At 62.5% G+C, this 24,266-nt stretch carries 23 protein-coding genes; 4 read left to right on the top strand and 19 right to left on the bottom strand.

From position 1 onward, the window contains the following. Positions 1–200 precede the first annotated feature (200 nt). From gshB to NCR98_RS01160, 4 genes are all read right to left on the bottom strand, one after another. On the bottom strand, positions 201–1,157 hold the full coding sequence (gshB, locus tag NCR98_RS01175) for a glutathione synthase (RefSeq protein WP_250525322.1): 957 nt from the start codon (positions 1,155–1,157) through the stop codon (positions 201–203). A gap of 65 nt (positions 1,158–1,222) precedes the next feature. Then, a complete protein-coding gene (gene gshA / locus NCR98_RS01170) occupies positions 1,223–2,512 on the bottom strand; it encodes a glutamate--cysteine ligase (protein ID WP_250525321.1) in 1,290 nt (429 codons plus the stop codon). 352 nt (positions 2,513–2,864) lie between these two features. Continuing rightward, positions 2,865–4,337, bottom strand: coding sequence for an ammonium transporter (locus NCR98_RS01165; RefSeq protein ID WP_244826862.1), 1,473 nt, complete (start codon positions 4,335–4,337; stop codon positions 2,865–2,867). Between the two features lie 33 nt (positions 4,338–4,370). Further along, the gene (locus tag NCR98_RS01160; RefSeq protein ID WP_014190273.1) at positions 4,371–4,709 is read right to left on the bottom strand and encodes a P-II family nitrogen regulator; all 339 of its coding nucleotides are present in this window, start codon (positions 4,707–4,709) and stop codon (positions 4,371–4,373) included. Positions 4,710–5,143: 434 nt separating this feature from the next. Here NCR98_RS01160 and NCR98_RS01155 point away from each other — a divergent pair, with 434 nt between their 5' ends. After that, complete coding sequence (locus NCR98_RS01155; RefSeq protein WP_250525320.1) at positions 5,144–5,404, top strand: accessory factor UbiK family protein; 261 nt, start codon at positions 5,144–5,146, stop codon at positions 5,402–5,404. 95 nt (positions 5,405–5,499) lie between these two features. After that, positions 5,500–7,050, top strand: coding sequence for a YifB family Mg chelatase-like AAA ATPase (locus tag NCR98_RS01150; protein ID WP_250525319.1), 1,551 nt, complete (start codon positions 5,500–5,502; stop codon positions 7,048–7,050). A 362-nt stretch (positions 7,051–7,412) separates the two neighbouring features. On the opposite strand, the gene NCR98_RS01145 is transcribed toward NCR98_RS01150, so the two are convergent. After that, the gene (locus NCR98_RS01145) at positions 7,413–7,955 is read right to left on the bottom strand and encodes a hypothetical protein (protein WP_250525318.1); all 543 of its coding nucleotides are present in this window, start codon (positions 7,953–7,955) and stop codon (positions 7,413–7,415) included. 246 nt (positions 7,956–8,201) lie between these two features. Between NCR98_RS01145 and NCR98_RS01140 the strand changes: the two genes are divergently transcribed. Beyond that, positions 8,202–8,738: a peroxiredoxin family protein gene (locus NCR98_RS01140; protein ID WP_250462782.1), complete on the top strand. Its 537-nt coding sequence runs from the start codon at positions 8,202–8,204 to the stop codon at positions 8,736–8,738. Between the two features lie 229 nt (positions 8,739–8,967). On the opposite strand, the gene NCR98_RS01135 is transcribed toward NCR98_RS01140, so the two are convergent. The 6 genes from NCR98_RS01135 to NCR98_RS01110 form a co-directional block, all read right to left on the bottom strand. Then, on the bottom strand, positions 8,968–10,296 hold the full coding sequence (locus tag NCR98_RS01135; RefSeq protein WP_244826858.1) for a sigma-54-dependent transcriptional regulator: 1,329 nt from the start codon (positions 10,294–10,296) through the stop codon (positions 8,968–8,970). Positions 10,297–10,333: 37 nt separating this feature from the next. Then, the gene (locus NCR98_RS01130) at positions 10,334–12,304 is read right to left on the bottom strand and encodes a sensor histidine kinase (protein WP_244826857.1); all 1,971 of its coding nucleotides are present in this window, start codon (positions 12,302–12,304) and stop codon (positions 10,334–10,336) included. Between the two features lie 21 nt (positions 12,305–12,325). Continuing rightward, a complete protein-coding gene (locus tag NCR98_RS01125) occupies positions 12,326–13,609 on the bottom strand; it encodes a dicarboxylate/amino acid:cation symporter (protein WP_244826856.1) in 1,284 nt (427 codons plus the stop codon). 477 nt (positions 13,610–14,086) lie between these two features. Further along, positions 14,087–15,091, bottom strand: a complete 1,005-nt coding sequence (gene lipA, locus NCR98_RS01120; protein ID WP_244826855.1) for a lipoyl synthase — start codon at positions 15,089–15,091, stop codon at positions 14,087–14,089. After that, entirely contained in the window at positions 15,088–15,906 is an 819-nt protein-coding gene (gene lipB, locus NCR98_RS01115) for a lipoyl(octanoyl) transferase LipB (RefSeq protein ID WP_284503739.1), read from the bottom strand. Before lipB ends, lipA begins: the two co-directional genes overlap by 4 nt. A gap of 73 nt (positions 15,907–15,979) precedes the next feature. Beyond that, on the bottom strand, positions 15,980–16,306 hold the full coding sequence (locus NCR98_RS01110) for a DUF2917 domain-containing protein (RefSeq protein WP_244826854.1): 327 nt from the start codon (positions 16,304–16,306) through the stop codon (positions 15,980–15,982). Between the two features lie 96 nt (positions 16,307–16,402). Between NCR98_RS01110 and NCR98_RS01105 the strand changes: the two genes are divergently transcribed. After that, positions 16,403–17,383: a transcriptional regulator GcvA gene (locus NCR98_RS01105; protein WP_250491710.1), complete on the top strand. Its 981-nt coding sequence runs from the start codon at positions 16,403–16,405 to the stop codon at positions 17,381–17,383. Here the strand turns inward: NCR98_RS01105 and NCR98_RS01100 are convergent. The 8 genes from NCR98_RS01100 to NCR98_RS01065 all read right to left on the bottom strand — a co-directional run bounded on the left by NCR98_RS01100 (position 17,367) and on the right by NCR98_RS01065 (position 24,208). Further along, positions 17,367–17,663, bottom strand: coding sequence for a DUF493 family protein (locus tag NCR98_RS01100; protein WP_244826853.1), 297 nt, complete (start codon positions 17,661–17,663; stop codon positions 17,367–17,369). The two genes, NCR98_RS01105 and NCR98_RS01100, sit on opposite strands and share 17 nt — an antisense overlap. A gap of 29 nt (positions 17,664–17,692) precedes the next feature. Continuing rightward, entirely contained in the window at positions 17,693–18,586 is an 894-nt protein-coding gene (locus NCR98_RS01095; RefSeq protein ID WP_250525317.1) for a D-amino acid aminotransferase, read from the bottom strand. 12 nt (positions 18,587–18,598) lie between these two features. Next, the gene (locus NCR98_RS01090) at positions 18,599–19,813 is read right to left on the bottom strand and encodes a D-alanyl-D-alanine carboxypeptidase family protein (protein ID WP_370652117.1); all 1,215 of its coding nucleotides are present in this window, start codon (positions 19,811–19,813) and stop codon (positions 18,599–18,601) included. Between the two features lie 535 nt (positions 19,814–20,348). Beyond that, the gene (locus tag NCR98_RS01085; RefSeq protein ID WP_250525316.1) at positions 20,349–20,984 is read right to left on the bottom strand and encodes an alpha/beta hydrolase; all 636 of its coding nucleotides are present in this window, start codon (positions 20,982–20,984) and stop codon (positions 20,349–20,351) included. 29 nt (positions 20,985–21,013) lie between these two features. Then, positions 21,014–21,343 (bottom strand): (2Fe-2S) ferredoxin domain-containing protein, encoded by a 330-nt coding sequence (locus tag NCR98_RS01080; RefSeq protein ID WP_244826850.1) that lies wholly within the window; start codon positions 21,341–21,343, stop codon positions 21,014–21,016. A gap of 52 nt (positions 21,344–21,395) precedes the next feature. Next, positions 21,396–22,556, bottom strand: coding sequence for a VanZ family protein (locus NCR98_RS01075; protein ID WP_250525315.1), 1,161 nt, complete (start codon positions 22,554–22,556; stop codon positions 21,396–21,398). Between the two features lie 16 nt (positions 22,557–22,572). Beyond that, on the bottom strand, positions 22,573–23,220 hold the full coding sequence (locus NCR98_RS01070; protein WP_250525314.1) for an ABC-type transport auxiliary lipoprotein family protein: 648 nt from the start codon (positions 23,218–23,220) through the stop codon (positions 22,573–22,575). Positions 23,221–23,239: 19 nt separating this feature from the next. Next, positions 23,240–24,208: an MlaD family protein gene (locus NCR98_RS01065; protein WP_244826847.1), complete on the bottom strand. Its 969-nt coding sequence runs from the start codon at positions 24,206–24,208 to the stop codon at positions 23,240–23,242. Between the last annotated feature and the right edge of the window lie 58 nt (positions 24,209–24,266).

Genomic DNA, 24,266 nt, shown 5'->3' with positions numbered 1-24,266 from the left:
CGAAAATCAACCGCCTTACGCCAGACACCGTTCCACCATTACCACAGCTTACGCTTGCACTCTTAAACACAGTTTAAGACCGGAAAAAGCACGTTCCAACCCTAAAACTTGCAAGCAACCGGGAAATAATTGTAACAGCGTCGGCGATTATGTTTTTGCAGTGCGCCAATTCGAGCGTTGGCTAACGCTCGAAAGGCTGTTTAGCCGACCGCGCGTTCGAGCGCGTCGATGAACATTCCAGCAACGTCGAAGCCCGTCTGATCCATGATTTCGCGGAAACATGTCGGGCTCGTCACGTTGACTTCCGTCAGGTAATCGCCGATGGCATCGAGGCCGGCCAGCAAAAGCCCGCGTGCTTCAAGAATTGGCCCAAGCGTTTCAGCAATCTCGCGATCGCGCGCCGACAGCGGTTGCGCACGGCCAAGACCGCCCGCCGCCAGATTGCCGCGCACCTCGTTGCCCTGGGGAATACGCGCCAGCGAATACGGCACCGGCTGACCGCCGATCACCAGAATGCGCTTGTCGCCGTCCGTGATCTGGGGGATGAACTTCTGCGCCATCACCGTGCGCGCGCCGTCTTCGCTCAACATCTCGATGATGGACCCGAGGTTCATGCCGTCCGCTTTCACGCGGAACACGCCCATGCCGCCCATGCCATCGAGCGGTTTCAGAATGACATCGCCATGTTCCGCGTGAAAGCCGCGCAGGCGAGCCGCATCGCGCGTGACGAGCGTGGGCGCCACGTATTGCGGCCATTCGGCAATAGCCAGCTTCTCCGAATGATCGCGAATGGCTTGCGGTTTGTTGAAAACGCGCGCGCCGGCACGTTCCGCGATTTCGAGCAGCCAGGTTGCGTTGACATATTCGAGGTCGAACGGCGGGTCTTTGCGCATCAGCACCGCGCCGAAACGCGTGAGCGGCAAATGCTCCGCCTGTTCCGCCGCGAACCACGGCCAGCGGTCGCTGTTCGCTTCGTCGCCGACAATCGCAATGCGTCGCACGCTCGCGTCGACCGTCGTGCCCGTCCACGCCAGATGCTGCGGCTCGCATGCGTACAGCACGTGACCGCGCCGCGCGGCTTCGGCCATCATCGCGTAGGTCGTGTCTTTATAGATCTTGAAACGATCGAGCGGATCGGCGATGAAGAGAATGTCCATGTGTATTCGCTTGGGCTAGTGACCGTGGCCATGAGTATTGGCCACGAGAGCAGGGCATTATGCACTCAGACCTGAATCGCTTCCGGGTCGGTCTTCTCGAGTTCCACGGATGCCGCCAGCAACCCAAGCCTGGCCACCACGCCATACATGTAAAAGCGGTTCGGCGGCGCGGCGCCGGGCTTCGCATGCGCATCCGGCAGCGCGGTGTGCTCGAAGCCGAGCGGCACGAAATGCATGCCGGGCGCGTTGAGGTTCTGGTCGCGTTCGCGCGAGTCGTGCACGCGATAAAACCCGCCGACCACGTACCGGTCGATCATATACACGACCGGCTCCGCCACCGCATTCTCCACGCGCTCGAATGTGTGCACGCCTTCCTGCACGATCACATCGTGCACCTGCAGGCCTTCCTTCGCGTCGTTCATGCGCGTGCGCTCGCGCTTGGTCAATGCGGCTACCTCGCTTGCGTCGTGCACGGTCATCACGCCTTTGCCGTACGTGCCGGCATCGGCCTTGATGACGACATACGGCTTCTCGCTGATGCCGTACTCGCGGTACTTCTTCGCGACCTTCTTGATAACGCCGTCGATTGCCTCGGCCAGCGCTTCCTCGCCCGTGCGCGCCTCGTAATCCACGCCTTCGACGTGCGCGAAGTACGGGTTCACCATCCACGGATCGATCTCGACGAGCTTCGCGAACTTTTTCGCGACATCGTCATAGCAGGAGAAGTGCGTCGACTTGCGGCGCACCGCCCAGCCCGCATGCAACGGCGGCAGGATGTATTGCTCGTGCAGATTTTCGAGCACGGGCGGAATGCCGGCGGAAAGATCGTTGTTGAGCAGGATCGAGCACGGATCGAAATTCTTCAAGCCGAGACGGCGCGGCGTGCGTTCGAGCGGTTCGAGGACGACCTTTTGGCCATCGGCGAGCGGAATGGTCACGGGCCCGTGGATGTTTTCATCGAGCGTGCCGAAGCGGACGTTGAGTCCCGCCTGACGCATGATGGTCGCGAGCCGCGCAACGTTCTCCAGATAAAACGCGTTACGCGTATGCCGCTCCGGAATCACGAGCAGATTCTTCGCGTCCGGACAAATTTTTTCGATGGACGCCATCGCCGCCTGCACGGCAAGCGGAAGCACTTCGTGCGGCAGATTGTTGAAGCCGCCGGGAAAGAGATTAGTGTCGACGGGCGCGAGCTTGAAACCGGCGTTACGCAGGTCGACGGAACAGTAAAACGGCGGCGTGTGCTCCTGCCATTCGAGACGGAACCACCGTTCGATGGAAGGCGTAGCCTCGAGAATTTTCCGCTCGAGGTCGAGCAGCGGGCCACTTAACGCCGTAACTAAGTGCGGAACCATTGATTTCTCGTGGACAGCGTTTTGCGTGGGACTAGGCAACCGCCAAGGCGATCGTTCCAGCCGATACAGGGACGAAAGATTGTAGAGCAATTGCCCTGCCTAACTGGGTATGGACCGCCATTTAGCAAGGCTTTGCGGCCCATCGCGGCAATCTGCACAGGCAATTCGGGCAATTTGCGGCGCGAGCCGCGTTGGACGAAAACCCGACGTATCGCGCGGACGAAAAAAAACCCGCCATGAAGGCGGGCCAAGTCGCTGCGCTCGTTCGTTTGCCGTCGCCCCGGCGACATGCGCCGAGCGGAGGAGAACCGGCGCGCCCTCTCGCGGCACGCCGGATCGCGGCTCAAATCCCTTATTCGACGTGCTCGCCATGCAGCGTGACGTCGAGACCTTCGCGTTCCTCTTCTTCCGTCACGCGCAGACCCATGACCATGTCGATGATCTTGAGCAGCACGAAGCTGACGACGCCGCTATAGACCAGCGTGACCAGCACGCCCTTCGCCTGCACGATGACATTGCCATCGAAGCCGCCGATGTCCTTCACTGCGAACACGCCCGTCAGCAATGCGCCGATGATCCCGCCCACGCCGTGCACGCCGAACGCATCGAGCGAATCGTCGTAACCGAACTTGTGCTTGAGCCACGTCGCCGACCAGAAGCAGACCACGCCCGCCACGATGCCGATCACGATAGCGCCCGTCACGCCCACGAAGCCCGAAGCCGGCGTCACTGCAACGAGACCTGCAACCGCGCCCGAGATGATGCCGAGCACCGAAGGCTTACCCTTCGAAATCCATTCCGCGAACATCCAGCCGAAGGCGGCGAATGCGGTGGCGATCTGCGTCGTGAGCATGGCGAAGCCGGCACGGCCGTCAGCCGCGACTGCCGAACCCGCGTTGAAGCCGAACCAGCCCACCCACAGCATCGATGCACCGATCAGCGAGAGCACGAGGTTGTGCGGCGCCATCACTTCACGGCCGTAGCCGACGCGCTTGCCGAGCACCAGACAGCACATCAGGCCCGCGATACCGGCGTTGATGTGAACCACCGTGCCGCCCGCGAAGTCGAGCACGCCCGCGCCTGCCAGCCAGCCGGTCGGTTCCCAGACCATGTGCGCGATCGGCGAGTAGACGATGATCGACCACAGCGTCATGAACACGAGCATCGCGGAAAACTTCATCCGGTCGGCGAACGCGCCGGTGATGAGCGCCGGGGTGATGATCGCGAACGTCATCTGGTAGACGAAGTAGACCGATTCCGGAATCGTCGATGCCAGATGGCTGACGGTCAGCGTCGTGGCCTTGTCGCCCTTGATGTAGTTCATGCCGTGCAGGAACACGCGCGAGAAGCCACCCAGGAACGAATTGCCCGGCGTGAACGCGATGCTGTAGCCCACGACCGTCCAGATGATCGTGACGAGACAGCAGATTGCGAAGCTCTGCATTACCGTTGCCAGCACGTTCTTCTTGCGAACCATGCCTGCGTAGAACAGCGCGAGGCCCGGAACCGTCATGAACAGCACGAGTGCGGTCGAGGTGAGCATCCAGGCGGTATCGCCCGAGCTGATCTTCGACGAATCGACCGAGAATGGTTCGGTCGGCGCGGCGGGAGCGGCGTCGGAAGCTGCCGCCGCTGCGGAAGCGCCTTCCGCCGACGAAGCCATCGCCGTGTTGGCGCTGGCCGGTGCGCTTGCAGGCGCCGATGCGGCGTCGGCCGCGGGTGCCGAGGCAGCGGCCGGAGCGGACGCGTCCTGGGCGAGTGCGGTGCCGACATTGGCGCCGACCAGGGCGCCCGCCACCAGCAATGACATCAAAAAGTTACGCATTCTTCGGTTTCCTCTTATCGCCGATTTCTTTTCTTAGAGCGCGTCCGCGCCGGTCTCACCGGTACGAATACGAATGACCTGTTCGATTGCCGTGACGAAGATCTTGCCGTCGCCGATTTTTCCCGTGCGCGCCGCGCGTTCGACCGCTTCGATCGCCTGATCGACGATGTCGTCCGACACGGCCGCTTCGATCTTCACCTTCGGCAGGAAATCGACGACGTATTCCGCGCCCCGATAAAGTTCGGTGTGACCTTTCTGGCGGCCGAAGCCTTTTACCTCGGTCACCGTGATGCCCGAGACGCCGATCGCCGAGAGCGCTTCGCGCGCTTCGTCGAGCTTGAACGGCTTGATGATTGCGGTAATGAGCTTCATGTATCCCTCGCTGTGGTGTGCCTCTGATCCTTCGATGCCTTCTAAAGCGGGATGCCTCGGTTGCAAGCCCACGTCCGTCCTGTCGGGCCGCTGAAAGAAGCGTGCAGAAAAGGTCCGCGCCACTTATGCAACTCGTATGCCAATCGAGTGCTCACGGGGCTTTGCACGATTTCACGACAGGCGCGCGCAAGGGATCTGCCGAACGGCTAACGCGCGCCGTACCTGCTGGCGCCGGGGTGGGTTCGTTGCTAGAGTGCTCGCAAGGTCCCGTTAAAAGGGGCAAAGGCGGAAAACGCGGGAGCGCGGGAGCGCTAAAATCGCGGCGCCTCGAATGTGCCCGGCAGTGCGTGACGAATGCACCAAAATCGATCATGCAACCGGCCGGGGCACTGACCTAACAATGAATGCACTTTTTTTGTGCAAAGGGAGAAACGATGAAGCAGCCCAACGACGTTTTCAATGACCTGCAGCAGAAGATGAGCGAGCTCTTCAAGAATTCGCCTGCTAAAGACGTCGAGAAAAATGTGAAAGCCATGCTTTCGCAGGGCTTCTCGAAGCTCGATCTCGTGACCCGCGAAGAATTCGACACGCAGACTCAGGTGCTCGTGCGTACGCGCGCCCGGCTGGAAGAGCTGGAAAAACGCGTCGCGCAACTGGAGCAGCACCAGCCGGGCGTCTCCTCGTCGCAGGACTGACGGCTTTAGCCACTGTCGACCTCGGCCGGCGAGCCGTGAAGTCCTAGTCTCATTGCCGGCGCCGCCTTCGAGCGCGCGCCGTTTCAGGTGAAATCATGTCGCTTGCCGTGGTCAAGAGCCGCGCGCCCGCCCCTGGGCGCGCGCCGGAAGTGGTCGTCGAAGTTCATCTCGCAAACGGATTGCCGTCGTTCTCCATCGTCGGCTTACCCGATCTCGAAGTTCGCGAAAGCCGCGAGCGCGTGCGCGCCGCGCTGCAGAATTGCGGACTGGAATTCCCCGTCAACCGCATCACCGTCAATCTCGCTCCGGCAGATTTGCCAAAGGAGTCGGGACGTTTCGACTTGCCTATCGCGCTCGGCATTCTGGCGGCGAGCGGACAGATTCCGGCTGCGTCGCTCGAAAATCGTGAGTTCGCTGGCGAGCTTTCGCTGACCGGCGCGCTGCGGCCCATGCGCGGAGCATTCGCAATGGTGTGCGGAGCGGCGCGGCACCATGCATCGAACGGTTCGGAGAGCGGGCGTGCGCCGGAAATCTATGTGCCGCTCGCAAGTGCTTCCGAAGCCGCGCTGGTGCCCGGCATCGAAGTGTTCGGCGCGGCGGATTTGCCGACGCTCTGCGCGCATCTGAACGGCGTTCCGGATGCGCGGCTTCGTCCCGCGCGGGCTTTTGCGCAATTGAATGCGTCATCGCGGCCGACCGCGCCCGATCTCGCGGATGTCATCGGGCATTCGGCTGCGCGTCGCGCGCTGGAGGTTGCGGCGGCGGGTGGTCATCATCTGCTGATGGTCGGGCCGCCCGGCGCGGGCAAATCCATGCTCGCCGCGCGCTTGCCCGGCCTGCTTCCGCCAATGACCGACGACGAAGCGCTCGCCTCCGCCGCCATTCTGTCGGCAAGCTCGCTCGGATTTACGCCCGCGCAATGGAGGCGGCGGCCGTTTCGCGCGCCACATCATTCATCGAGCGCGGTGGCGCTGGTTGGCGGCCGAAATCCGCCGCAGCCGGGCGAGATCACGCTTGCGCACCTGGGCGTGCTTTTTCTCGACGAGTTGCCCGAATTCGATCGCAAGGTACTCGAAACGCTGCGCGAGCCGCTCGAAGCGGGTTGCATCACCGTGTCCCGGGCGGCGCAACAGGCGGAGTTTCCTGCCGCGTGTCAGCTCGTCGCCGCGATGAATCCGTGTCCGTGTGGATGGCGTGGCGATCCAGGTGGACGCTGCCGATGCTCACCCGACGTCGCCGCGCGCTATCTGCGCAAGTTGTCGGGACCGCTGCTCGATCGCATCGATATTCAGATCGAGTTGCCTGCGCTCTCGCCCGCTGAACTCTCGGCGCGCGGCGCCAAGCATGGCGAATCCAGCGCAACGGTGGCTTCACGCGTCGAGGCGGCGCGCGCCGTCCAGCTCGCGCGGCAAGGCAAGACCAATCGCGAACTCGACGGCCGCGATGCCGACACGCTCTGCCGACCCGATGCCGAAGGCGCCGCGCTCCTGCGCGCCGCGAGCGAGCGCTTCGGATGGTCGGCGCGCGGCTATTACCGCGTTTTGAAAGTCACACGGACCATTGCCGATCTATCCGGGGCGAACATTCCGACCGCGGCGCATGTCGCGGAAGCCGTGCAATACCGTCGCGCGTTTCCTGCGGCATGAGCCTCAAGGTCATCGGGCGCGAAATATTGCCTGTCAAGACTTGACTTATGCACACCAAGCCGATCCGCCCTTCTTTTTCCTACTATCAACCTACATGACAGAACGCATTGCACAGACCATTGATTTTATTGAACTATTTAACTTGCCATGAAGGGAGGCAAAGTAAGCCCGGCCACATGAAGCGGGCTTCCAGCGACTCACCGACACTGTTTTCCACAAAGTTATCCACAGACTCTGTGGATAGCGAAAAAAGTCCTGACAAATCCGGGCATTAGACGTCAAAGCTGTGAATGAACTTCGGCTTTGTAAACCTCACGAGCAGCACTCTTAAGTGAGCAGTCGCAGAAAACCGAGGTTTACCTCTAAAACAGTTTGAAGGAAGAAAAGAATTGGTCGGACTGTTCAGAAGGCGGCGCTTTGTCCGAGACAATCGCGACTTGGTAGACGTGCACGCCATGCGCCACGAAGCGCGCGTGAATCGTCCGGCTCTCGCGCTGATTCCCGCCTTGTCCCTTGACTTCCATCTCACTGCCGAGCACTCGACCGCCGACAGCAAGGTCGATCTGCGTCGCGCGCGCGGCCGGCTGGGCATTCACGTTACGGGCGAGGCCTTGCTGGAGGAAATCGAGCGCGGCGCGTTGCAACGCGGGATCGGCGCTGGGCAGGACAACCGTGCCGATTGCGAAAACCGCGTCATTGGCTTCGGCGGTCTGCATGCGCATGGTCATCGGCTGGCCGGCGATCTGAATCTTGCGCTCCTCGGCGTGCGGCTTGGCGGGCAGCGTGACTTCGTAGCCGTCGTCGTTATTCATGATCGTGCGCCAGTCATACGACGGCGTGCACGCGATCAACGCGCCGCATGCGACACATGCGCACACCATCGCGCTCAATGAACGTGCGCGCATGGAACGATTCGGAATATTGCGCACGAGAAACCGGCGCAAACTGGCCGTATTCGCAGAAAGAACTCTCTTCATGGCTGACCGTTGCGTGAAAAGCATCATTATCGCGCCGCGATACCCGGATTTCGTTCGGCCGACCGGATGCGTCACGACTGCGCGGCACGTTTGGCGCTAAAATAACCAGCACTTTCCCATTGCAGTTGCGCCTTACAAGGCGCTTCGCTCGACTACGAGCCGTTCGAGGTTGTCATGTCCCAAGCCACTCAAGATACTCAGACTCGTGCCAAGAGTCCGTTGCGCTACGTTGTAATGGCGCTCGTCGCCGGCGTGATCGCATGCACGGGGTATTTCGCGTTCGGCGGACAACAGAAGGTGCCCGATGCAACCTTCACGCTGCTTTCAGGGCAGAAGATTTCGACATCGAACGATCTCAAGGGCAAGGTCTATCTCATCAACTTCTGGGCGACGAGTTGCGAGACCTGCATGAAGGAAATGCCCCAGATGATCGACACGTACAACAAGTTCAAGGGTCGCGGGCTCGAATTCGTGGCCGTCGCCATGAATTACGACGCGCCGATGTACGTCAGCAACTATGCGCAGACGCGCAACCTGCCGTTCAAGGTCGCCATGGACGACGGCAGCGCCGCCAAACAGTTCGGCAACGTCCAACTGACGCCGACGACGTTCGTGGTCGACAAGGACGGCAAGATTCTCAAGCGCTATGTCGGCGAACCGACTTTTGCCGAGCTGGATGCATTGCTCAACAAGGCGCTTGGAGCGGCTTGAAGGAACGAGCGCGTTGAGCGGCGTCGCGTTGGGGAAAACTTACGACTGGCTTGAGCGTGCGGCGTACCGAGGCGCTCAGGATTGGCTAGCAGCGCTCAACGGTGGATCTAGGTAATAACGCGGCGCAAAAAGCGATTCAAGGAACGGGCGTTGAACCGTTCATCCGCCGTTCCACTTTCGCCCGGCTTAAAGGCCAGCCCGAACCGGCCAGCCAATACGCGCCAGCACCCTACCGCTCAGCATCCCCCTTCACCGCAATCCCGTATCGCTTGATCTTCTCGTAGAGCGTCGCCTTGCCTAGCTGCAGGCGATCAGCCGCCACCGCCACCGCCCCGCCGCACTGCTCCAGCGTCTGTGCAATCACCGCGCGTTCGAATTGCTCCGTGCGTTCCTTGAGCGGCTGCGTGGACGTATCGAGCGCGGCTCCCGTATCGTCGATGACACCGAGCACCATGCGATCCGCCGCATTGCGCAGTTCGCGCACGTTGCCAGGCCATTCGCGCTGCATGAGTTCGGCGCGCTGACGGTCCGTGATGAGCGGCGCAGGCCGTTCGTAGCGCACGGCGGCATCGAGCAAAAAGTGTTCGAAAAGCGGCACGATGTCCTCGCGACGCTCGTTGAGCGGCGGCAGTGAAATGGTTACGACGTTGAGCCGGTACAGCAAGTCGCGGCGAAACGTGCCGTCCGCGACGTGTTCGTTCATGTCGCCTTTCGCGGCGGCCACCACGCGCAGATTCGCGCGTACCGGCTGATTCGAGCCGAGCCGCTCTAGCACGCCATCCTGCAGCACTCGCAGCAGTTTCACTTGAAGCGAGAGCGGCATGCTCTCGATTTCATCGAGGAACAGCGTGCCGCCCGATGCCGCCTCCAGCCTGCCGATGCGCCGTTTCTGCGCGCCGGTGAACGCGCCGGCCTCGTAGCCGAACATCTCCGATTCGAACATCTGCTCCGGCAACGCGCCGCAATTCACCGCGATGAACGGCTTGTCGCGGCGCGCCGAAAGATCGTGCAGACTGCGCGCGATCAGTTCCTTGCCCGCGCCGGTATCGCCGTTGATGAGCACGGACGCATCCGTCGGCGCCACGTTGGCGATCAGCCGCCGCACCTGTTCGATAGCCGGACTGCGCCCGATGATGCGGCTCTGCCCCGCCAGTTCGCGCCGCAGCGCCTGGTTCTCGAGCACCAGCGTGCGTCGCTCCAGCGCGCGGCGTACCGCTTCGATCAGCCGCTCGGAGGCAAACGGCTTCTCGATGAAGTCGTACGCGCCGTCGCGCATGGCCTGCACGGCCATCGAAATGTCGCCGTGACCGGTGACGAGTATCACCGGCACTTCGGGCGCGCGCTCGCGGCATTGCGCGAGCAGGTCGAGACCGCTCGCGCCCGGCAAACGGATATCGCTCACGATCACGCCCGTATAACTCGCGTCGATGGCGCGCGCCGCCGCTTCGACGCTGCCGTGGCCGATCACGTCGAAGCCCGCGAGCTGCAGGCTCTGCACGCTCGCGCGCCGCACGAGTTCGTCGTCTTCGATATAGATCACCTGCGAACCGGTGCTCATGGTCTTGCCCCTTGTGTTGCCTCATGCACGCCGGCCTTCAGGCGCGGCGCAACGTCAGTACGAATTCGGCGCCGTAGGAACCGTCGGCGTCGGCTTGCGTGCCGCCTTCGGGACCGGCCGCGACGATTGGCGCCACGCGATTGCGCGCGATCAGCGTACCGCCATAATCTCGCGCGATCGCCGACGAAATCGCGAGTCCCAAACCGAGCCCGTGACCCGTTTCCTTCGTCGTGAAGAATGGCTCGAAAAGGCGCGGGAGCACGTCGGCGGGAATGCCGGGGCCGTTGTCGCGCACCACGATCTCGACCACGGTTTCACGCGCGTCGAGTTCCATGACGATGCGCGGGGCATCGCATGACGCGACGGCATCGAGCGCGTTGCCGATCAGGTTGATGAGCACTTGCTCCAGCCGCAAGTCCTCGCAACGCACGAAGACCGACGCGCATTCGCCTTCGATCTCCGGCGCGATATCGAGCGCGACGTTCTTCATGCGCGGCCGCAGCATGGCGAGCGTGTTGTGCAGCGCGCGTGCGACGTCAGTGCGCGCGTTCTTCGGCCGCGCCTTCGCGACGAAGAGCTTGAGCTGATTCGTGATCTTGCCCATGCGCTCGGTGAGCGACGCAATCGCTTCGAGATTCTCGCGCGCCGCCGCCTGATCGCCGCGCTCGATCAACACGCGCGTGTTGTCCGAAAAGCTGCGCAGAGCCGCAAGCGGCTGATTCAATTCATGCGTGATGCCGGCCGCCATTTGCCCGAGCGCGGCGAGCTTGCTTGCCTGGATGAGTTCGTCGTGCGCCGCGCGCAGGTCCTGTTCGGCGCGCGTGCGTTCGTTGACTTCCTTCGTCAGTTGCTCGTTGGCCTCCGACAGATCCGCTGTGCGTTCCGCGACGCGTTGATTCAGTTCGGCATACGCGGTCTGCAGCATCTCGCGGCTGCGGATCATCTCGCGCACGCGCGCGCGCCGCATGCGCCAGTAAAACGCCAGCAGACACAGCGACACGAATACGAGGGCCGTCACGACCACCGCGTTTTGCGCGGCGCTCTCGACCGGATCGAGCGGCGCCATCGTGATCAACTGCCAGTCGGGTTCGCCGATAGAACGCCGCGTCGCCAGAAAGCTCGGCGCATTGCGCCCGCCGCCGACGCGCACGATCTGCGCGCCGCCTTCGAGCGTCTTTGCGATGGTCATCGGCAAGGGCGTGATGGGTTGTTGCGCGTACTGGCGCGTCTGATAGACGGACGCCTCGACGCTTTGCGGCAACGGCCTCACGGTGTGATATTTCCACGAAGGCACCGAGGAAAGAAAGATCACGCCGTGGTCGTCGGTGACGAGTAGCGGCTCCGTGGCATCCGCGCCTTGCAGCCATTCGAGATTGAGCTTCACGACCGCCACGCCGATCAGTTCGCGCGTGCCTTCCTTGAACACCGGCTGCGAGATGTAATAGCCCGGTTCCAGCGAAACGGTGCCGAGCCCGAAAAAGCGTCCGACGCCGCCCTTCGCGGCATCGACGAAATAAGGTCTGAAAAGATATTCGACGCCGACAAAACTGTCCGGTCCGCGCCAGTTGCTGGCGGCGACGCAGAAGCCGTCCTTGCGGATCAGATAAGTCGCGGTGGCGTGCGCGCGCTGGTTGAGATCTTCGAGATACTGGTTCGCGCGATCGACGTTGTTGCGGTCGGGCGTGTCGAGCACGTTCTGCACGAGCGGATGGCGCGACAGCAGATACGGCAGATATTCGTAGCGGTCGAGCGTGCTTTTGAGCGTGTTCGTGGTGCGATCCACGCGCACCGCGGCATTGAGCCGAAGCTCGTCGATACCCCGCCGCCACGCGATCTGCCAGGTGAGCGCGCAACACGCCGCAAGCAGAGCGGCGAGCGCGAAGAACACGAGGATGCGGCGCGACACGTGAGCAGATTCCCGCAAATGAGTATCTGCCATTGTGGCATACGCGCCTTCGATGTAAGGCCGCGGCGAAGCGCCGGTTGGCTGATGCTTCGCCGCGTGCATGGCTGCCTGCTTTCCGCGGCTTTAAGCGACGGTTTCGGGTTCGTGCTCGGCCGCGCCGTGCTTGAGCGCGTCGCGCAGCTTGTTGCGATCGAGCTCGTTCTCCCACGCCGACACCACCACCGTCGCCACGCCGTTGCCGACGATATTCGTCAGCGCGCGGCATTCGCTCATGAAGCGGTCGATGCCGAGAATTAGCACCATGCCCGCGAGCGGAATGGTCGGCACGACTGCAAGGGTTGCCGCCAGCGTGATGAAGCCCGCGCCGGTCACGCCGCTTGCGCCTTTGGACGTGAGCATGGTCACCGCGAGCAGCGTCAACTGCTGGCCCCAGCTTAAGTCCGTGTTGGTTGCCTGCGCGATAAACAGCACCGCCATCGTCATGTAGATGTTGGTGCCGTCGAGATTGAACGAGTAGCCCGTCGGCACGACGAGACCCACGACCGAGCGCGAGCAGCCGAGCTTTTCGAGCTTGAGCATCAGTTGCGGCAACGCGGCTTCGGACGAACTCGTGCCGAGCACGATCAGCATCTCTTCCTTGATGTAAGCGACGAAGCGCAGGATCGAGAAGCCCACCATCCGCGCGATGGTGCCGAGCACCACGAGCACGAAGACGATCGACGTCAGATAGAACGTGCCGATCAGCTTGAGCATGGGCAGCAGCGAGCCGATCCCGTACTTGCCGATGGTGAACGCCATCGCGCCGAACGCACCGATGGGCGCGAGTTTCGTGATGATGCCGACCATGCCGAACAGCACGCTCGACAGCCCTTCGATGAAGCTCGTCACCACGCGGCCGCGTTCGCCGAGATGCGCGAGCACCGAGCCGAACAGGAGCGCGATCAATAGAATCTGCAGGATTTCACCTTGCGCGAACGCGGAGATCAGCGTGTCGGGGATGATATGCAGGAAGAAATCGACCGTGCTCTGGCCGTGCGCCTTGGTCGCGAACGACTCGACGGCCTTGTGGTCGAGCGTCGCGGGATCGACGTTGAAGCCGACGCCGGGCTTGAGCACGTGCGTGGCGATGAGGCCGAGGACGAGCGCGAAGGTCGAGACGACTTCGAAATACAGCAGCGCCTTGCCGCCGACGCGTCCGACCTTCTTCATGTCCTCCATGCCGGCAATACCGGTCACGACGGTACAGAAGATGATCGGCCCGATCACCATCTTGATGAGTTTGATGAAGCCATCGCCGAGCGGCTTCATGTCGGTGGCGAGAGCGGGATAGAAATGCCCGAGCGCGATACCGATGGCGATGGCCAAGAGCACCTGCACGTACAGGACTTTATAGAAAGGTTTCTTCACGATAGTTCCAGGCAAAGGTCAGGCAGTTGGCGAAAAAAGAGCCAGCGGCGGGCTTTGACGCTTGATGCGTGTCGATTGTGTTGGCGACGAGCATCGGAAACGCGTCGTTCGAGCGAGAGCCGCTACGTCGACGGATTCAGGAACGGATGGATGCGAAGGGATTCATCAGCTTGTCTCCTTGACTTTTATAGACGGCTTCGCGGGCCGTAACTCTTCTATTGCAAGGGCAATGCCAGACTTTTTGCTGCGTAACCTGCTGATTTGGCTGAATATTTTTAGGACCTTGGCGACTGCCAATCCAGCTTTCCGGAAATCCGGAAAATGCTTGTCCGGGAGTTCGGATTATTCGTTGCCGTCTGTCACGACGTCTTCGTGTGGGCGAAGTTCACGCCATCTGCGCGCTGTCGGCCAAAAAAAACCCACGGTCTCCGTGGGTTTTCTTCTTCGTGCGAAATGCAGGAAAGGCAGTAAGCAGCTTTAAACCACGCCAGCGCCATGCGCCTGCAAATCTGCGTGATAGCTCGAACGGACCATCGCGCCGACTGCCGCGTGCGTGAAGCCCATCTTGTACGCTTCTTCCTCGTACATCTTGAACGTGTCCGGATGCACGTAAGCCCGCACCGGCAGATGATGCTCCGACGGTTGCAGATACTGGCCGATGGTCAGCATGTCGACGTCGTGCGCGCGCAAATCGCGCATCACCTGAAGAATTTCTTCCTCGGTTTCGCCAAGGCCGACCATCAGCCCGGACTTGGTCGCGACTTCCGGATGCAGCGCCTTGAAGTCCTTCAAGAGCTTGAGCGAATGATGATAATCCGAGCCCGGACGCGCTTCCTTGTAGAGACGCGGCACGGTTTCCAGATTGTGGTTCATCACGTCGGGAGGCGCGGCGGTCAAAATGCCGATCGCGCGATCCAGCCGGCCACGGAAGTCCGGCGTCAAGATTTCGATGCGCGTTTCCGGCGAATGCTCGCGCACCTGCCGAATACACTCGACGAAGTGCGCCGCGCCGCCGTCACGCAGATCGTCGCGATCCACGCTCGTGATCACCACGTACTTCAGCTTCAGCGCGCCGATGGTGCGCGCGAGATTCAACGGCTCTTCCGCATCGAGCGGGTCTGGACGGCCGTGGCCCACGTCGCAGAACGGGCAACGGCGCGTGCATTTGTCGCCCATGATCATGAACGTGGCCGTGCCCTTGCCGAAGCACTCGCCGATATTCGGGCAGCTCGCTTCTTCGCAAACCGTATGCAGATTGTGTTCGCGCAGAATCTGCTTGATCTCGTTGAAACGCGAACTGCCGGTGGCCGTGCGTACGCGAATCCATTCCGGCTTCTTGAGCTTTTCGATCGGGATGATCTTGATCGGGATGCGCGCGGTTTTCGCCTGCGCCTTCTGCTTCGCGGTGGCGTCGTAAGCGGCGGGCGGAACGGCGGTGTTGCCGTCGGTCGATCCAGCAAGATTTGCGGTTGCGTCAGTCATTCGCTTGATCCGTTTGAGTCTGCTTGGACGGCGGCGCCGTCGTGCAATTGTGCGTCGGCAGCAGGAACGCCGTCGATCTGATGCGCCAGCCGTTCGGCGAGCGTCGCGGCTACGTCGCGCCAGTCGGCTTCGACGCCGAGCGTCGCCATGTCGACCGTTTCGAGTCCCGCGTAGCCACACGGGTTGATCGCGAGGAAGGGCTGCAGGTCCATCCTCACATTGAGACTCACGCCGTGATAACTGCAGCCGTTGCGAATCTTGAGTCCCAGCGCGGCGATCTTCGCGCCTTCGTGCGGCGCGTGCGAACCGGCGTTGGCGCCCAGTTCCGTGTGCCGCGCGGAAGGCTTCGCGACATAAATGCCAGGCGCGCCGACCTTACGATCCGTGACAAGATTATACGATGCAAGGGTTTCGATCACGGCCTCTTCGATCCGGCGCACCAGTTCACGCACCATCAGCTTGCGACGCCGCAGATCGAGCAGCAGATAGGCCACGATCTGACCGGGCCCGTGATAGGTGATTTGTCCGCCGCGATCCACCTTGATGAGCGGAATGCCGCTGTCGGCTAAAAGCAGATGCGCCGGGTTGCCGGCAAGTCCGAGCGTGAACACGCGCGGATGCTCGACGAGCCAGATTTCGTCTTGCGTCTCGGGCGTGCGTGCGTCGGTGAAGGCGCGCATCGCGTCGAAGCTTTCCTGATAAGGCTCTAAGCCGCGCCAGCGCAAAGTGACCGGATGGTCGCCGAAGCGGAAGACGCTGGACGGTTCGGCGGGAGTGGAGCGTTCCGGCGCGAAAGCGGTGGAAATGGCGGACATGATTCCGATAGTTTACCGAAATCGCTCGATGCCCGCCGACGCTGAACCCGAAGATAATGCGCCGGACCGCGCTTCAGACCGTGCGCCAGCCCGAACGCAACCGCTGCGCGAGACGCTCGATGCTCGTCGATACCCAGTGGATCGCGCGCTCGTCGCAGCGCGGCACAATGGTGAAGACGACTTGCGCGGGGCGGTCGCCGTCCACCGAAAGCCATAGGCGTTCGCGTTCGCGCAACTTGAGTTGGTCGCCGGGCACGAGCCAATAGTCTTCGGTGTCGTTGCTGCGCGTCGCCCAGACCGTGCTGCCTTGCACCGAAAGCCGCGTGCCACGCACGATGCGCATCGGCACCGTTTCGCCCGGCTTGATTTCGAACATGACGCTTGTTGATATTTCTCGCATGATCCACTCCGCCAAAGGAACGTTTCGATGACTACAATCCTAGGCGTGGCAAGGCGTTGAACCAAACGATCAATTTTCACTGCTATGTGAGCCAAATTGACAACCGACCCTCAGACTATCCATACAGATTTGCGCCAGTTGCCCGCTCTGAATGCGCTTCGAGCGTTCGAAGCCGCCGCGCGTCATGAGAGTTTTTCGCGCGCCGCCGACGAGCTTTTCGTGACGCACGGTGCGGTGAGTCATCAGATTCGCGCACTCGAAGCCGAACTGGGCGTGCCGCTTTTCGCGCGCGACGGCAAGCGCGTGCGCCTGACCGATCGCGGCCGCCAGTACGCCGTCGAAGTGCGGGCCTCGCTCCTTTCGCTGGCCGAATCCACACGACGAATTCGTTCCGGCGACCGGGACCGCCGCTTGATCGTGTCGATGCTTTCGTCGTTCTCGGCGCGCTGGCTGACGCCGCGCGTGGGCAAATTCATCGAGAAGCATCCGGAAGTGGATCTGGAACTGCACTCGACGAACGCGCTCATCGACTTCAATCGCGACGACGTGGACCTCGCGATTCGCTTCGGCTACGGCAAATACGCCGGTCTGCATACAGAAGAGTTGCTCGACGAAGTGTTCTTCCCCGCGTGTTCGCCGCGCTTCAACGGCGGCAATCTGCCGCGCACGCCGGCCGATCTGGCGAACCTGCCGTTGCTCCGTTCGAACGACGAGTTGTGGCGCCCGTGGTTCGACGCAGCCGGCCTGACGGAAACGCCGGAACCGAAGCGCGGCGTTCTGTATGAGGATTCGTCGAATCTGCTGCAGGCGGCGATCGACTGTCAAGGAGTCGCGCTGGTGCGAAGGTCGCTGGCGATGCAGGAAATCATCGCGGGAAGGCTTGTGCGTTTATTCAACGTGGATGGTCCGAGCCCGTGGACCTATTTCTTCGTCTGCCCGCCCGCGGCGATGCAAACCGCGCGCGTGCAGGCATTTCGCAATTGGATTTTCGACGAAGCCGAGCAGTTCCGGCAGCTCTACGAACGCACGCCCGCAGTCTGCGACGCACCCGAAAGCACGCTCAAAGCACTACCTTGACCATGGGATGGCCGGTAAGCGCGCGATAGATGTCGTCCAGATGCGCGCGGTTCTGCGCGCGCACGGTGCAAGTCAGGCCGGTGTAATTGCCGCCCGACGAAGGCCGCGCTTCGACGCGCCCGTCGTGAAACTCGTTGTCGTATTCACGCAGTACGTTGACGATCGCGTCCTGAAACTCCGGATGCGTCTTGCCCATCACCTTGATCGGAAAGTCGCACGGAAAGTTGAACAACGCGTCGATGTCGGGGTTTGCGGCGGTTTGAGGTTTGGATTCGGACATGGCTTTCTCCTTCGCATGGCGCGGTTCGCTCACAGGCCGAACTCGCGCGTCTTGGCTCGCTGATAAGCGCCATACAACGCAGCATAGACCGCGCCGGGCCGGCCGTCGCCAACGCGCTGACCGTCGAGCGTCGTAATCGGCATGACCTCTTTGGTCGCCGAACTGATCATGAGTTCATCGGCCGCGCGCAGTTCGGCTTCGGTGATGTCGCGTTCCTCGAACACGATGCCCGCTTCCTTCGCCAACTCTTCGATGAGGCTATAACGGATGCCTTCCAGAATGCGCGGCCCACGCGGCGCGCCGAGGAGCGTGCCGCCTTTTACTACCCAGACATTTGAGGACGAACCTTCGGTTAGCAAGCCGTCGCGCAACTGGATGGTTTCCAGCGCGTCGTGTTCGGCGGCGTGCTGCGCCATGAGCACATTGCCGAGAAGCGAGGTCGATTTGATATCGCAATGCAGCCAGCGCTTGTCTTCGGCGGTGACGGCGGCCGCGCCGCGAGCCCGCGCCTCGACGCTCGGAAACACGAGTTGTCCGACCATGACGAACACGGTCGGCGTGATGCCCGCCGGAAAGGCGTGGCCGCGCCGCTTCGCCACGCCGCGCGTGACCTGGATGTAGACGAGCGCATCGCCGGCGCCGGCGTTCGCTTCGATCGCACGGACGATCAACGCGCGCCAGCCGGCATCGTCGAAAGGATTGGCGATGCTGATCTTGCCGAGACTGCGTTCGAGTCGCGCGAGATGCTGAGTCAGGCGAAACGGCAGACGCTCGCCGTTTGCCTGCGCGTAGAGCGGCACGACTTCGTAGATGCCATCGCCGAAAATGAAGCCCCGGTCCAGCACCGGAATGCGCGCTTCGGAAAGCGGGCCCCACTCTCCGTTCAGATAGACCGTCGGGTCGAAGTCTTCGGCGATGCTCATCGAACCTGCTCCTTACTTACGCTTTTGCCACATCAACAAAGCCGAATCCCACAAGCGGCCGAAGATGCCGGCTTCTGGCACGTCCTGCAGCGCGACCAGCGGGAACTGCGCGACGTCCTTGCCGTCCGCGACCATCTTCACGGTGCCGATCTGCTGGCCCTTCTTGATCGGCGCGATCAGCAAATCGTTACGCGTGACCGTGGGCTTGACCTTTTCGCCGAGACCCTTAGGCACGGTAATGTACTGATCCGTCTCGACGCCCGCCTGCACGTTGTCGGACGCGCCCTTATACACGCGCGGCGATTCGATCACCTGATTCGCCTTGAAGAGACGCACCGCGTCATAGGCCGTGTAACCGTAGTTCAGCATCTTCAGGCTGTCTTGCACGCGCGCGGATTCCTTCGGCTCGCCCATCATCACGGCGACCAGACGGCGGCTCGCGTCGGGCGTGCCGACGAGCGGACGCTTGGCCGTCGCGATCAGGCAATATCCCGCCGCCTTGGTGTGACCGGTCTTGAGACCGTCGACGGAAGGATCGAGCCACAGAAGACGATTGCGATTCGGCTGCTTGATCTTGTTGTACGTGAAGTCGCGTACCGAGAAGATGCTGTAGTACTCGGGGAAGTCGCGGATGAGGCGCGTGGACAGCACCGCCAGGTCGCCCGCCGTCGTGTAGTGCTGCGGGTCGGGCATGCCGTTTACATCGGCGAAATTGGTGTGCTTCATGCCAATGCGCTTGGCGCCGGCGTTCATTAGCGTGACGAAGTTGCCTTCGCTGCCGCCGACGAGTTCGGCAAGCGCGATGGCCGCGTCGTTGCCCGACTGGATGATCATGCCGTAGACCAGGTCATGCACGGTTACCGGCTTGTTCGCCTCGATGAACATGCGCGACTCGTCCGTCTTCACGCGGCGCACGGCCTCGGTCGGCATCACCGTCTGGTCCATGTTGATCTTCTTCGACTTCAACGCGTCGAAGACGAGGTATGCGGTCATCAGCTTGGTGAGCGATGCCGGTTCCACACGCTCATCCGGATTGCCCGATGCGAGCACTTGATTGCTGGTGGCGTCGACGAGCACCCACGAATGCGCGGTGACGTCCGGCGGCGGGACTTGTGCAAAGGCGCTCGCGGCGGCGAGCACGGCGGGCATCACGATAGCGGCTTGCAACGTGCGACGCTCGACTGCTGAAAGGGGAGAAACAGACAAGCCGGAAGGGAAAAAGCGCATAGGATCGGTCGGAAGAAGAAGCATCGGCGTTTCGCCGGGTGTGATCGGCGTTGGCGAAACGCGGGTTGAACAGGTGGACCGTCGATACCGGTCGCGCTAGTCGCTCGTGTTGCCAGCCAATGGTCTTCGACTGGTCACGCGAACTCGCGCTTGCTCGACAGACGGACGCGCCATCGAAGTCTATCGCCGCGCACGCGGAGAAAACCGTGAGCGTTCCGACGCCCGGGCAACATGGGTACGAAACGCAGGTCTTCGAATATCGCGTGAGCCCGCATGAAAGCTTGCGCGCTCGGGCGCCGGGTCTTCGCTGCGTCACGCAACATGAAAGGCCATTCGGCAGGACGTTTGCTCACGCTCGCAGCAAAAAATTCTGCGTCATTATACGCGCGCCGAGGGTGCGGTTTCCGATGAATCTACGGACAAGACGCGTGTTTTCACGTTTGCCGCGCCGCAATTCGAGGAAATACGCCGATAGCCATTCGAGCGCCGATTCGCGCGGCGAAACGCTCGACGACGACGAGATTGAAACGCTCTTTCAGCGCCAGGCATCGACGATGATGCGTTTCAAAACATGCAGCTTGCGATGGAAGAAATGCTCGCCGCCCGGTATCACGACAACCGGCAATTCCTGCGGGCGCGCCCAGTCGTAGACGGAGGAAATGGGCACGGTCTCGTCCACTTCGCCGTGGATCACGAGCGTGCTTTCGGGCACGGGCGCGACTTCCCAGCGGCTCGCAGCGGTGCCCGCAAAGACCATGCGCTCGATACTCTTGCCGCTTTCGACGAGCCGCTTCGCGACATGCGACAGCACGAAGGTGCCGAACGAAAAGCCCGCGAGCACGAGCGGCACGTCTTCCTGGCCCGGCTGCGCGCGCATGTGGTCGATGAGCGCGAGCAAGTCGTCCTGTTCGCCGATACCGTTGTCGTGCTCGCCCGCCGTCTGGCCGACGCCCCGAAAGTTCGAGCGATACGTCGTGTAGCCGAGTTGCACGAAGGTACGCGCGAGCGTCTGCGCGACCTTGTTGTCCATCGTGCCGCCGAAGAGCGGATGCGGATGCGCGACGAGCGCGATTCCGCGCTGCGCTTTATCGGCGGCATCGGTCCGGTCGAGCGCGACTTCGATCTTGCCCACTGGACCGTCGATCAGGAATTTTTCGGTTTGCGCGTTCATCGGGTTACTGAGTCTGGGTCACCAAGCGGTCACGCGGGTTGATCGATCAGGAGGCGCTCAACGATCTTGCCGTTCGCAAGATGCGAATCGACGATCTCGTCGATGTCGGTTTCGTCGATATACGTGTACCACGTGCCTTCCGGATACACGACGAGCACGGGTCCAAGTTCGCATCGGTCGAGACAGCCAGCCTTGTTGATGCGCACGTTGCCCTCGCCCGCGAGGCCGAGTTTCTTCACGCGCTTCTTCGCGTGTTCCTGCATTTGCTGCGCGTTGCAATTGGCGCAGCTCGGGCGCGCGGCGTCGGCATCGCGCTGATTGAGGCAGAAGAACACGTGGTACTTGTAGAAAGAGTCCATGGCGTGGGGCCTCGAGTGTGTTCGGATCGATTATAGCGAGCGATGTTCATGCCTACCCGGCCCGCGCCCGCCGCCGCGCGAGCCATGCGCGCTCCGCCGCCGACGCGAGCCAGCCGAGCGCCGCGTAAGGCCACACCCACGCGAGCCAGTGCAGAAGGCCGTTGAAGTGCAGATAGCGCCCTTGCCGCCAGTCGGCCAGCACGATGTCGAAGTACGGATTCAGCGGCAGCAGATTGACGAGCGCAAGCCCCGCGACGAGCGCCGCGCCGGCAAGCACGGCGCGCAACGAGCGTGGCAATGCAACCGACAGCACGGCCGCCGGCGCGCCGATCGCGATGCCTTCGAGCGCGCCGTCCGTTGCCCAGTCGTAAAAAAGTCCCGCGCGCGATTGCAGAAACGTCGCGGCCGCCTTGGCGAACAACGTCGCGACGATCAGGCCGAGCATTAGCCGGATGCGGGGCGCGCGCTCGCGCGTGAGCAAGGTTGCAAGTACGAGCGCCGCATACAGATTGCACGACGTGATGATCGCTTCCCATGCGTCGTCGGGCAGGAGCGCGCCGAGCCGGTCCGACCAGGTTTCGAGGTCCCACGAGGCGGGCGCCCAGGCGAGGATCGCGTCCTGCATCGCGGGATCGAGCCCGTCCCAAAGCGCGCGCGGCAGGTCGCCACCGCCGAACAGATAAGGCGCGGGGAACATGCCGGCGAACGGCCACAGCGCCGTCAATCCGATCACATACGCCGCGTGCCGCTCGAACCAGGTGAAGCGGATGCGCCTGAGCCAGCCGCGATCGAGCAGCGCACTCGTCGCGGGCGCGATCAGCACGCCGCCGACAAGCGCGCCGAACGCATTGGCGGCGAGATCGAGATTGGAGGCGACGCGCGTCGGCAAGTAAGTCTGGATGGCTTCCATCGCGCCCGACAGAAGCGCGCCGCCGAAGAGCGCGAGACACACCGCCACCGATCCCCTGAAGCGCGGATAAAGCGCCAGCACGATCAACGCGCCGAGCGGCATGTAGCCGAGCACGTTGGTGATGACATCAAACGCGGTCAGATACTGCGGCAAGGGATCCGCGATGAAAGCAAACGGCCCGATGCCGAGCGTGCGCCAGCCCGAAAACGGATACAGCGACGCATAGACCACGAGCGTCGCGTAAGCGGCGAGCGCCTGCCGGGAAAACGCCGACGGGCGGCGCTGCCATTGCTTGATCGTCATGAGCCGCGCGAATGCCTCATTGTGCGGCGGCGGTGAGCGGCTGCTTGTCGAGCCACGCGCTGAGTTGCGAAATCATCTCGTCGGACGCGGCGGCGAGCGCGCGTGCGCCGCCCGCCGCGTCGCCGGTGGGCGCGCTCGCTTCGGTGCTGAAGCTGCGTTGTGCGACGACGCGTCCTTGCTGCGTGAGCGTCGCGCGCACCGCGACCAGTCCGTGGCTGCGCTCGGGCGCATCGAAGACTTGCTCGAAGCGCGTGAGTTCGACTTCGAGCAAGGCCGCGCGCACCGGATCGGCGCCCGTAAGAACCGGACCGCGCGCCGACAAGCTGTCGCGCAGACGTTGCGTCAGGAGTTGCGCGGGCGGCATCGTCCAATGACTGTTCGAATAGTTGCCGGTGCGTTGTGCATCGACATAACTGAGCCGGTAGATGAAGTCGTCCGTTTCGAGATTGCGCGGCGCGCTCACGGCCAGCACCTTGACCGGCGGCGTGGTGGCCGGCGGGGTAGCCGACGTGCTGTTCGCACTCTGGTCGATGGCGGGCGCAACGCCCAGGTCGTAGCGCACGTTCGGCATCGCCGATGGCGTGGACGCGCACGCCGCGAGCATCGTCATGCAGGCGAGCGCGAGCGCGGCGGTCATCGTCATGTTGCGGTGGTCGTTGTGCATAGCGTTCCTTCGAATCACGTCAATGCGCCGTCGGCGTCGGGCTTGCGGGCCACGCGAAACCCGGTTCGCCCGGCCCCGGCGACTTCTGCGGCGCGCCGAACAACACGCTGCGCGGATTGGTGCTGAATGCATCGGCGGCGCGGTCGACGGAACGCGCGGCGCTGCCGACGTCGTCGGTGAACGAGTAAAGGCGCGGCAACGCTTCGAAGCCCACGCGCGCCGTCACGTTGCGCAGCGACTCGTTCATGTCGGTGAGCGCCGCAGCCGCCTGGTCGGCCGCGTTGCCTGCCTTGTTCAGATTGGTGACGAACGGGCCGTCGGGCCGATTCAGGTTTTGAATCAGCGTATTGGTCGATGCCAGCGTGCGGTCGAGTTGCTTGAGCGTCTGGGGCAAATGCTCGGTCGCGGGCGACACCTGATTGGTAAGTGTCGCAATGCCGTCGGCGGCATTTTTCAGGCTCTTCGTCGTGTCGAGCAACTGGACGCGCACATCGTCGGAGAGGAACTTGTCGGCATCTTCGGAGAGGCGTTCGAAGCGCTTGAGGATGACGTCGCCGCGCTCCTGCAATTGTTCGAAGAGACCGGGACGCATCGGCACTTCGGCCACGTTCTGCGCCGACGATGGCAACGCGCTCGGGTCTTTCCCCGTGTCGTCGAGCTGCACGAACGCGATGCCCGTCACGCCCTGAAAGCCGAGCGTGGCGAAGGTGGAATGCGTCATCGGCGCGTTCTGGTCGACGAGAATGCGAATGCGGATCTGCCCCGGATGCGCTTTATCGAAGCGAATGGACTGCACCTTGCCGACGCCGAGACCGCGATAACGCACGGAGGCGTCCGTAAAAAGCCCGGTCACGTTGGTGCGGGCGATGAGGTCGTAAGGCACGCGCACCGTGCGGTCCACGTTGAAGAAGAACACCGCGAACGCAATGGCGAGCACGAGAACGATGGTGAACAGTCCGGTCCAGAACGCATGTGATTTGTTTTCCATCGTCATGTTCCTTTGCTTGCTGGCTCGCGCGTGCGGTGGCCTTCGCGTCGTTGGCGGG

Source organism: Caballeronia sp. GAWG2-1 (assembly GCF_023631405.1).
Taxonomy (GTDB): domain Bacteria; phylum Pseudomonadota; class Gammaproteobacteria; order Burkholderiales; family Burkholderiaceae; genus Caballeronia.
Note: the sequence above shows the minus strand (reverse complement) of the source record. Positions and strands in the feature narration are given on the sequence as shown.

What these genes read in the sequence shown, in the direction of transcription:
- gshB (WP_250525322.1), bottom strand. Translation starts at nt 1,157, where the DNA reads ATGGACATTCTCTTCATCGCCGATCCGCTCGATCGTTTCAAGATCTAT.
- gshA (WP_250525321.1), bottom strand. Translation starts at nt 2,512, where the DNA reads ATGGTTCCGCACTTAGTTACGGCGTTAAGTGGCCCGCTGCTCGACCTC.
- NCR98_RS01165 (WP_244826862.1), bottom strand. Translation starts at nt 4,337, where the DNA reads ATGCGTAACTTTTTGATGTCATTGCTGGTGGCGGGCGCCCTGGTCGGC.
- NCR98_RS01160 (WP_014190273.1), bottom strand. Translation starts at nt 4,709, where the DNA reads ATGAAGCTCATTACCGCAATCATCAAGCCGTTCAAGCTCGACGAAGCG.
- NCR98_RS01155 (WP_250525320.1), top strand. Translation starts at nt 5,144, where the DNA reads ATGAAGCAGCCCAACGACGTTTTCAATGACCTGCAGCAGAAGATGAGC.
- NCR98_RS01150 (WP_250525319.1), top strand. Translation starts at nt 5,500, where the DNA reads ATGTCGCTTGCCGTGGTCAAGAGCCGCGCGCCCGCCCCTGGGCGCGCG.
- NCR98_RS01145 (WP_250525318.1), bottom strand. Translation starts at nt 7,955, where the DNA reads ATGCGCGCACGTTCATTGAGCGCGATGGTGTGCGCATGTGTCGCATGC.
- NCR98_RS01140 (WP_250462782.1), top strand. Translation starts at nt 8,202, where the DNA reads ATGTCCCAAGCCACTCAAGATACTCAGACTCGTGCCAAGAGTCCGTTG.
- NCR98_RS01135 (WP_244826858.1), bottom strand. Translation starts at nt 10,296, where the DNA reads ATGAGCACCGGTTCGCAGGTGATCTATATCGAAGACGACGAACTCGTG.
- NCR98_RS01130 (WP_244826857.1), bottom strand. Translation starts at nt 12,304, where the DNA reads ATGCACGCGGCGAAGCATCAGCCAACCGGCGCTTCGCCGCGGCCTTAC.
- lipA (WP_244826855.1), bottom strand. Translation starts at nt 15,091, where the DNA reads ATGACTGACGCAACCGCAAATCTTGCTGGATCGACCGACGGCAACACC.
- lipB (WP_284503739.1), bottom strand. Translation starts at nt 15,906, where the DNA reads ATGTCCGCCATTTCCACCGCTTTCGCGCCGGAACGCTCCACTCCCGCC.
- NCR98_RS01110 (WP_244826854.1), bottom strand. Translation starts at nt 16,306, where the DNA reads ATGCGAGAAATATCAACAAGCGTCATGTTCGAAATCAAGCCGGGCGAA.
- NCR98_RS01100 (WP_244826853.1), bottom strand. Translation starts at nt 17,663, where the DNA reads ATGTCCGAATCCAAACCTCAAACCGCCGCAAACCCCGACATCGACGCG.
- NCR98_RS01095 (WP_250525317.1), bottom strand. Translation starts at nt 18,586, where the DNA reads ATGAGCATCGCCGAAGACTTCGACCCGACGGTCTATCTGAACGGAGAG.
- NCR98_RS01090 (WP_370652117.1), bottom strand. Translation starts at nt 19,813, where the DNA reads ATGCGCTTTTTCCCTTCCGGCTTGTCTGTTTCTCCCCTTTCAGCAGTC.
- NCR98_RS01085 (WP_250525316.1), bottom strand. Translation starts at nt 20,984, where the DNA reads ATGAACGCGCAAACCGAAAAATTCCTGATCGACGGTCCAGTGGGCAAG.
- NCR98_RS01080 (WP_244826850.1), bottom strand. Translation starts at nt 21,343, where the DNA reads ATGGACTCTTTCTACAAGTACCACGTGTTCTTCTGCCTCAATCAGCGC.
- NCR98_RS01075 (WP_250525315.1), bottom strand. Translation starts at nt 22,556, where the DNA reads ATGACGATCAAGCAATGGCAGCGCCGCCCGTCGGCGTTTTCCCGGCAG.
- NCR98_RS01070 (WP_250525314.1), bottom strand. Translation starts at nt 23,220, where the DNA reads ATGCACAACGACCACCGCAACATGACGATGACCGCCGCGCTCGCGCTC.
- NCR98_RS01065 (WP_244826847.1), bottom strand. Translation starts at nt 24,208, where the DNA reads ATGGAAAACAAATCACATGCGTTCTGGACCGGACTGTTCACCATCGTT.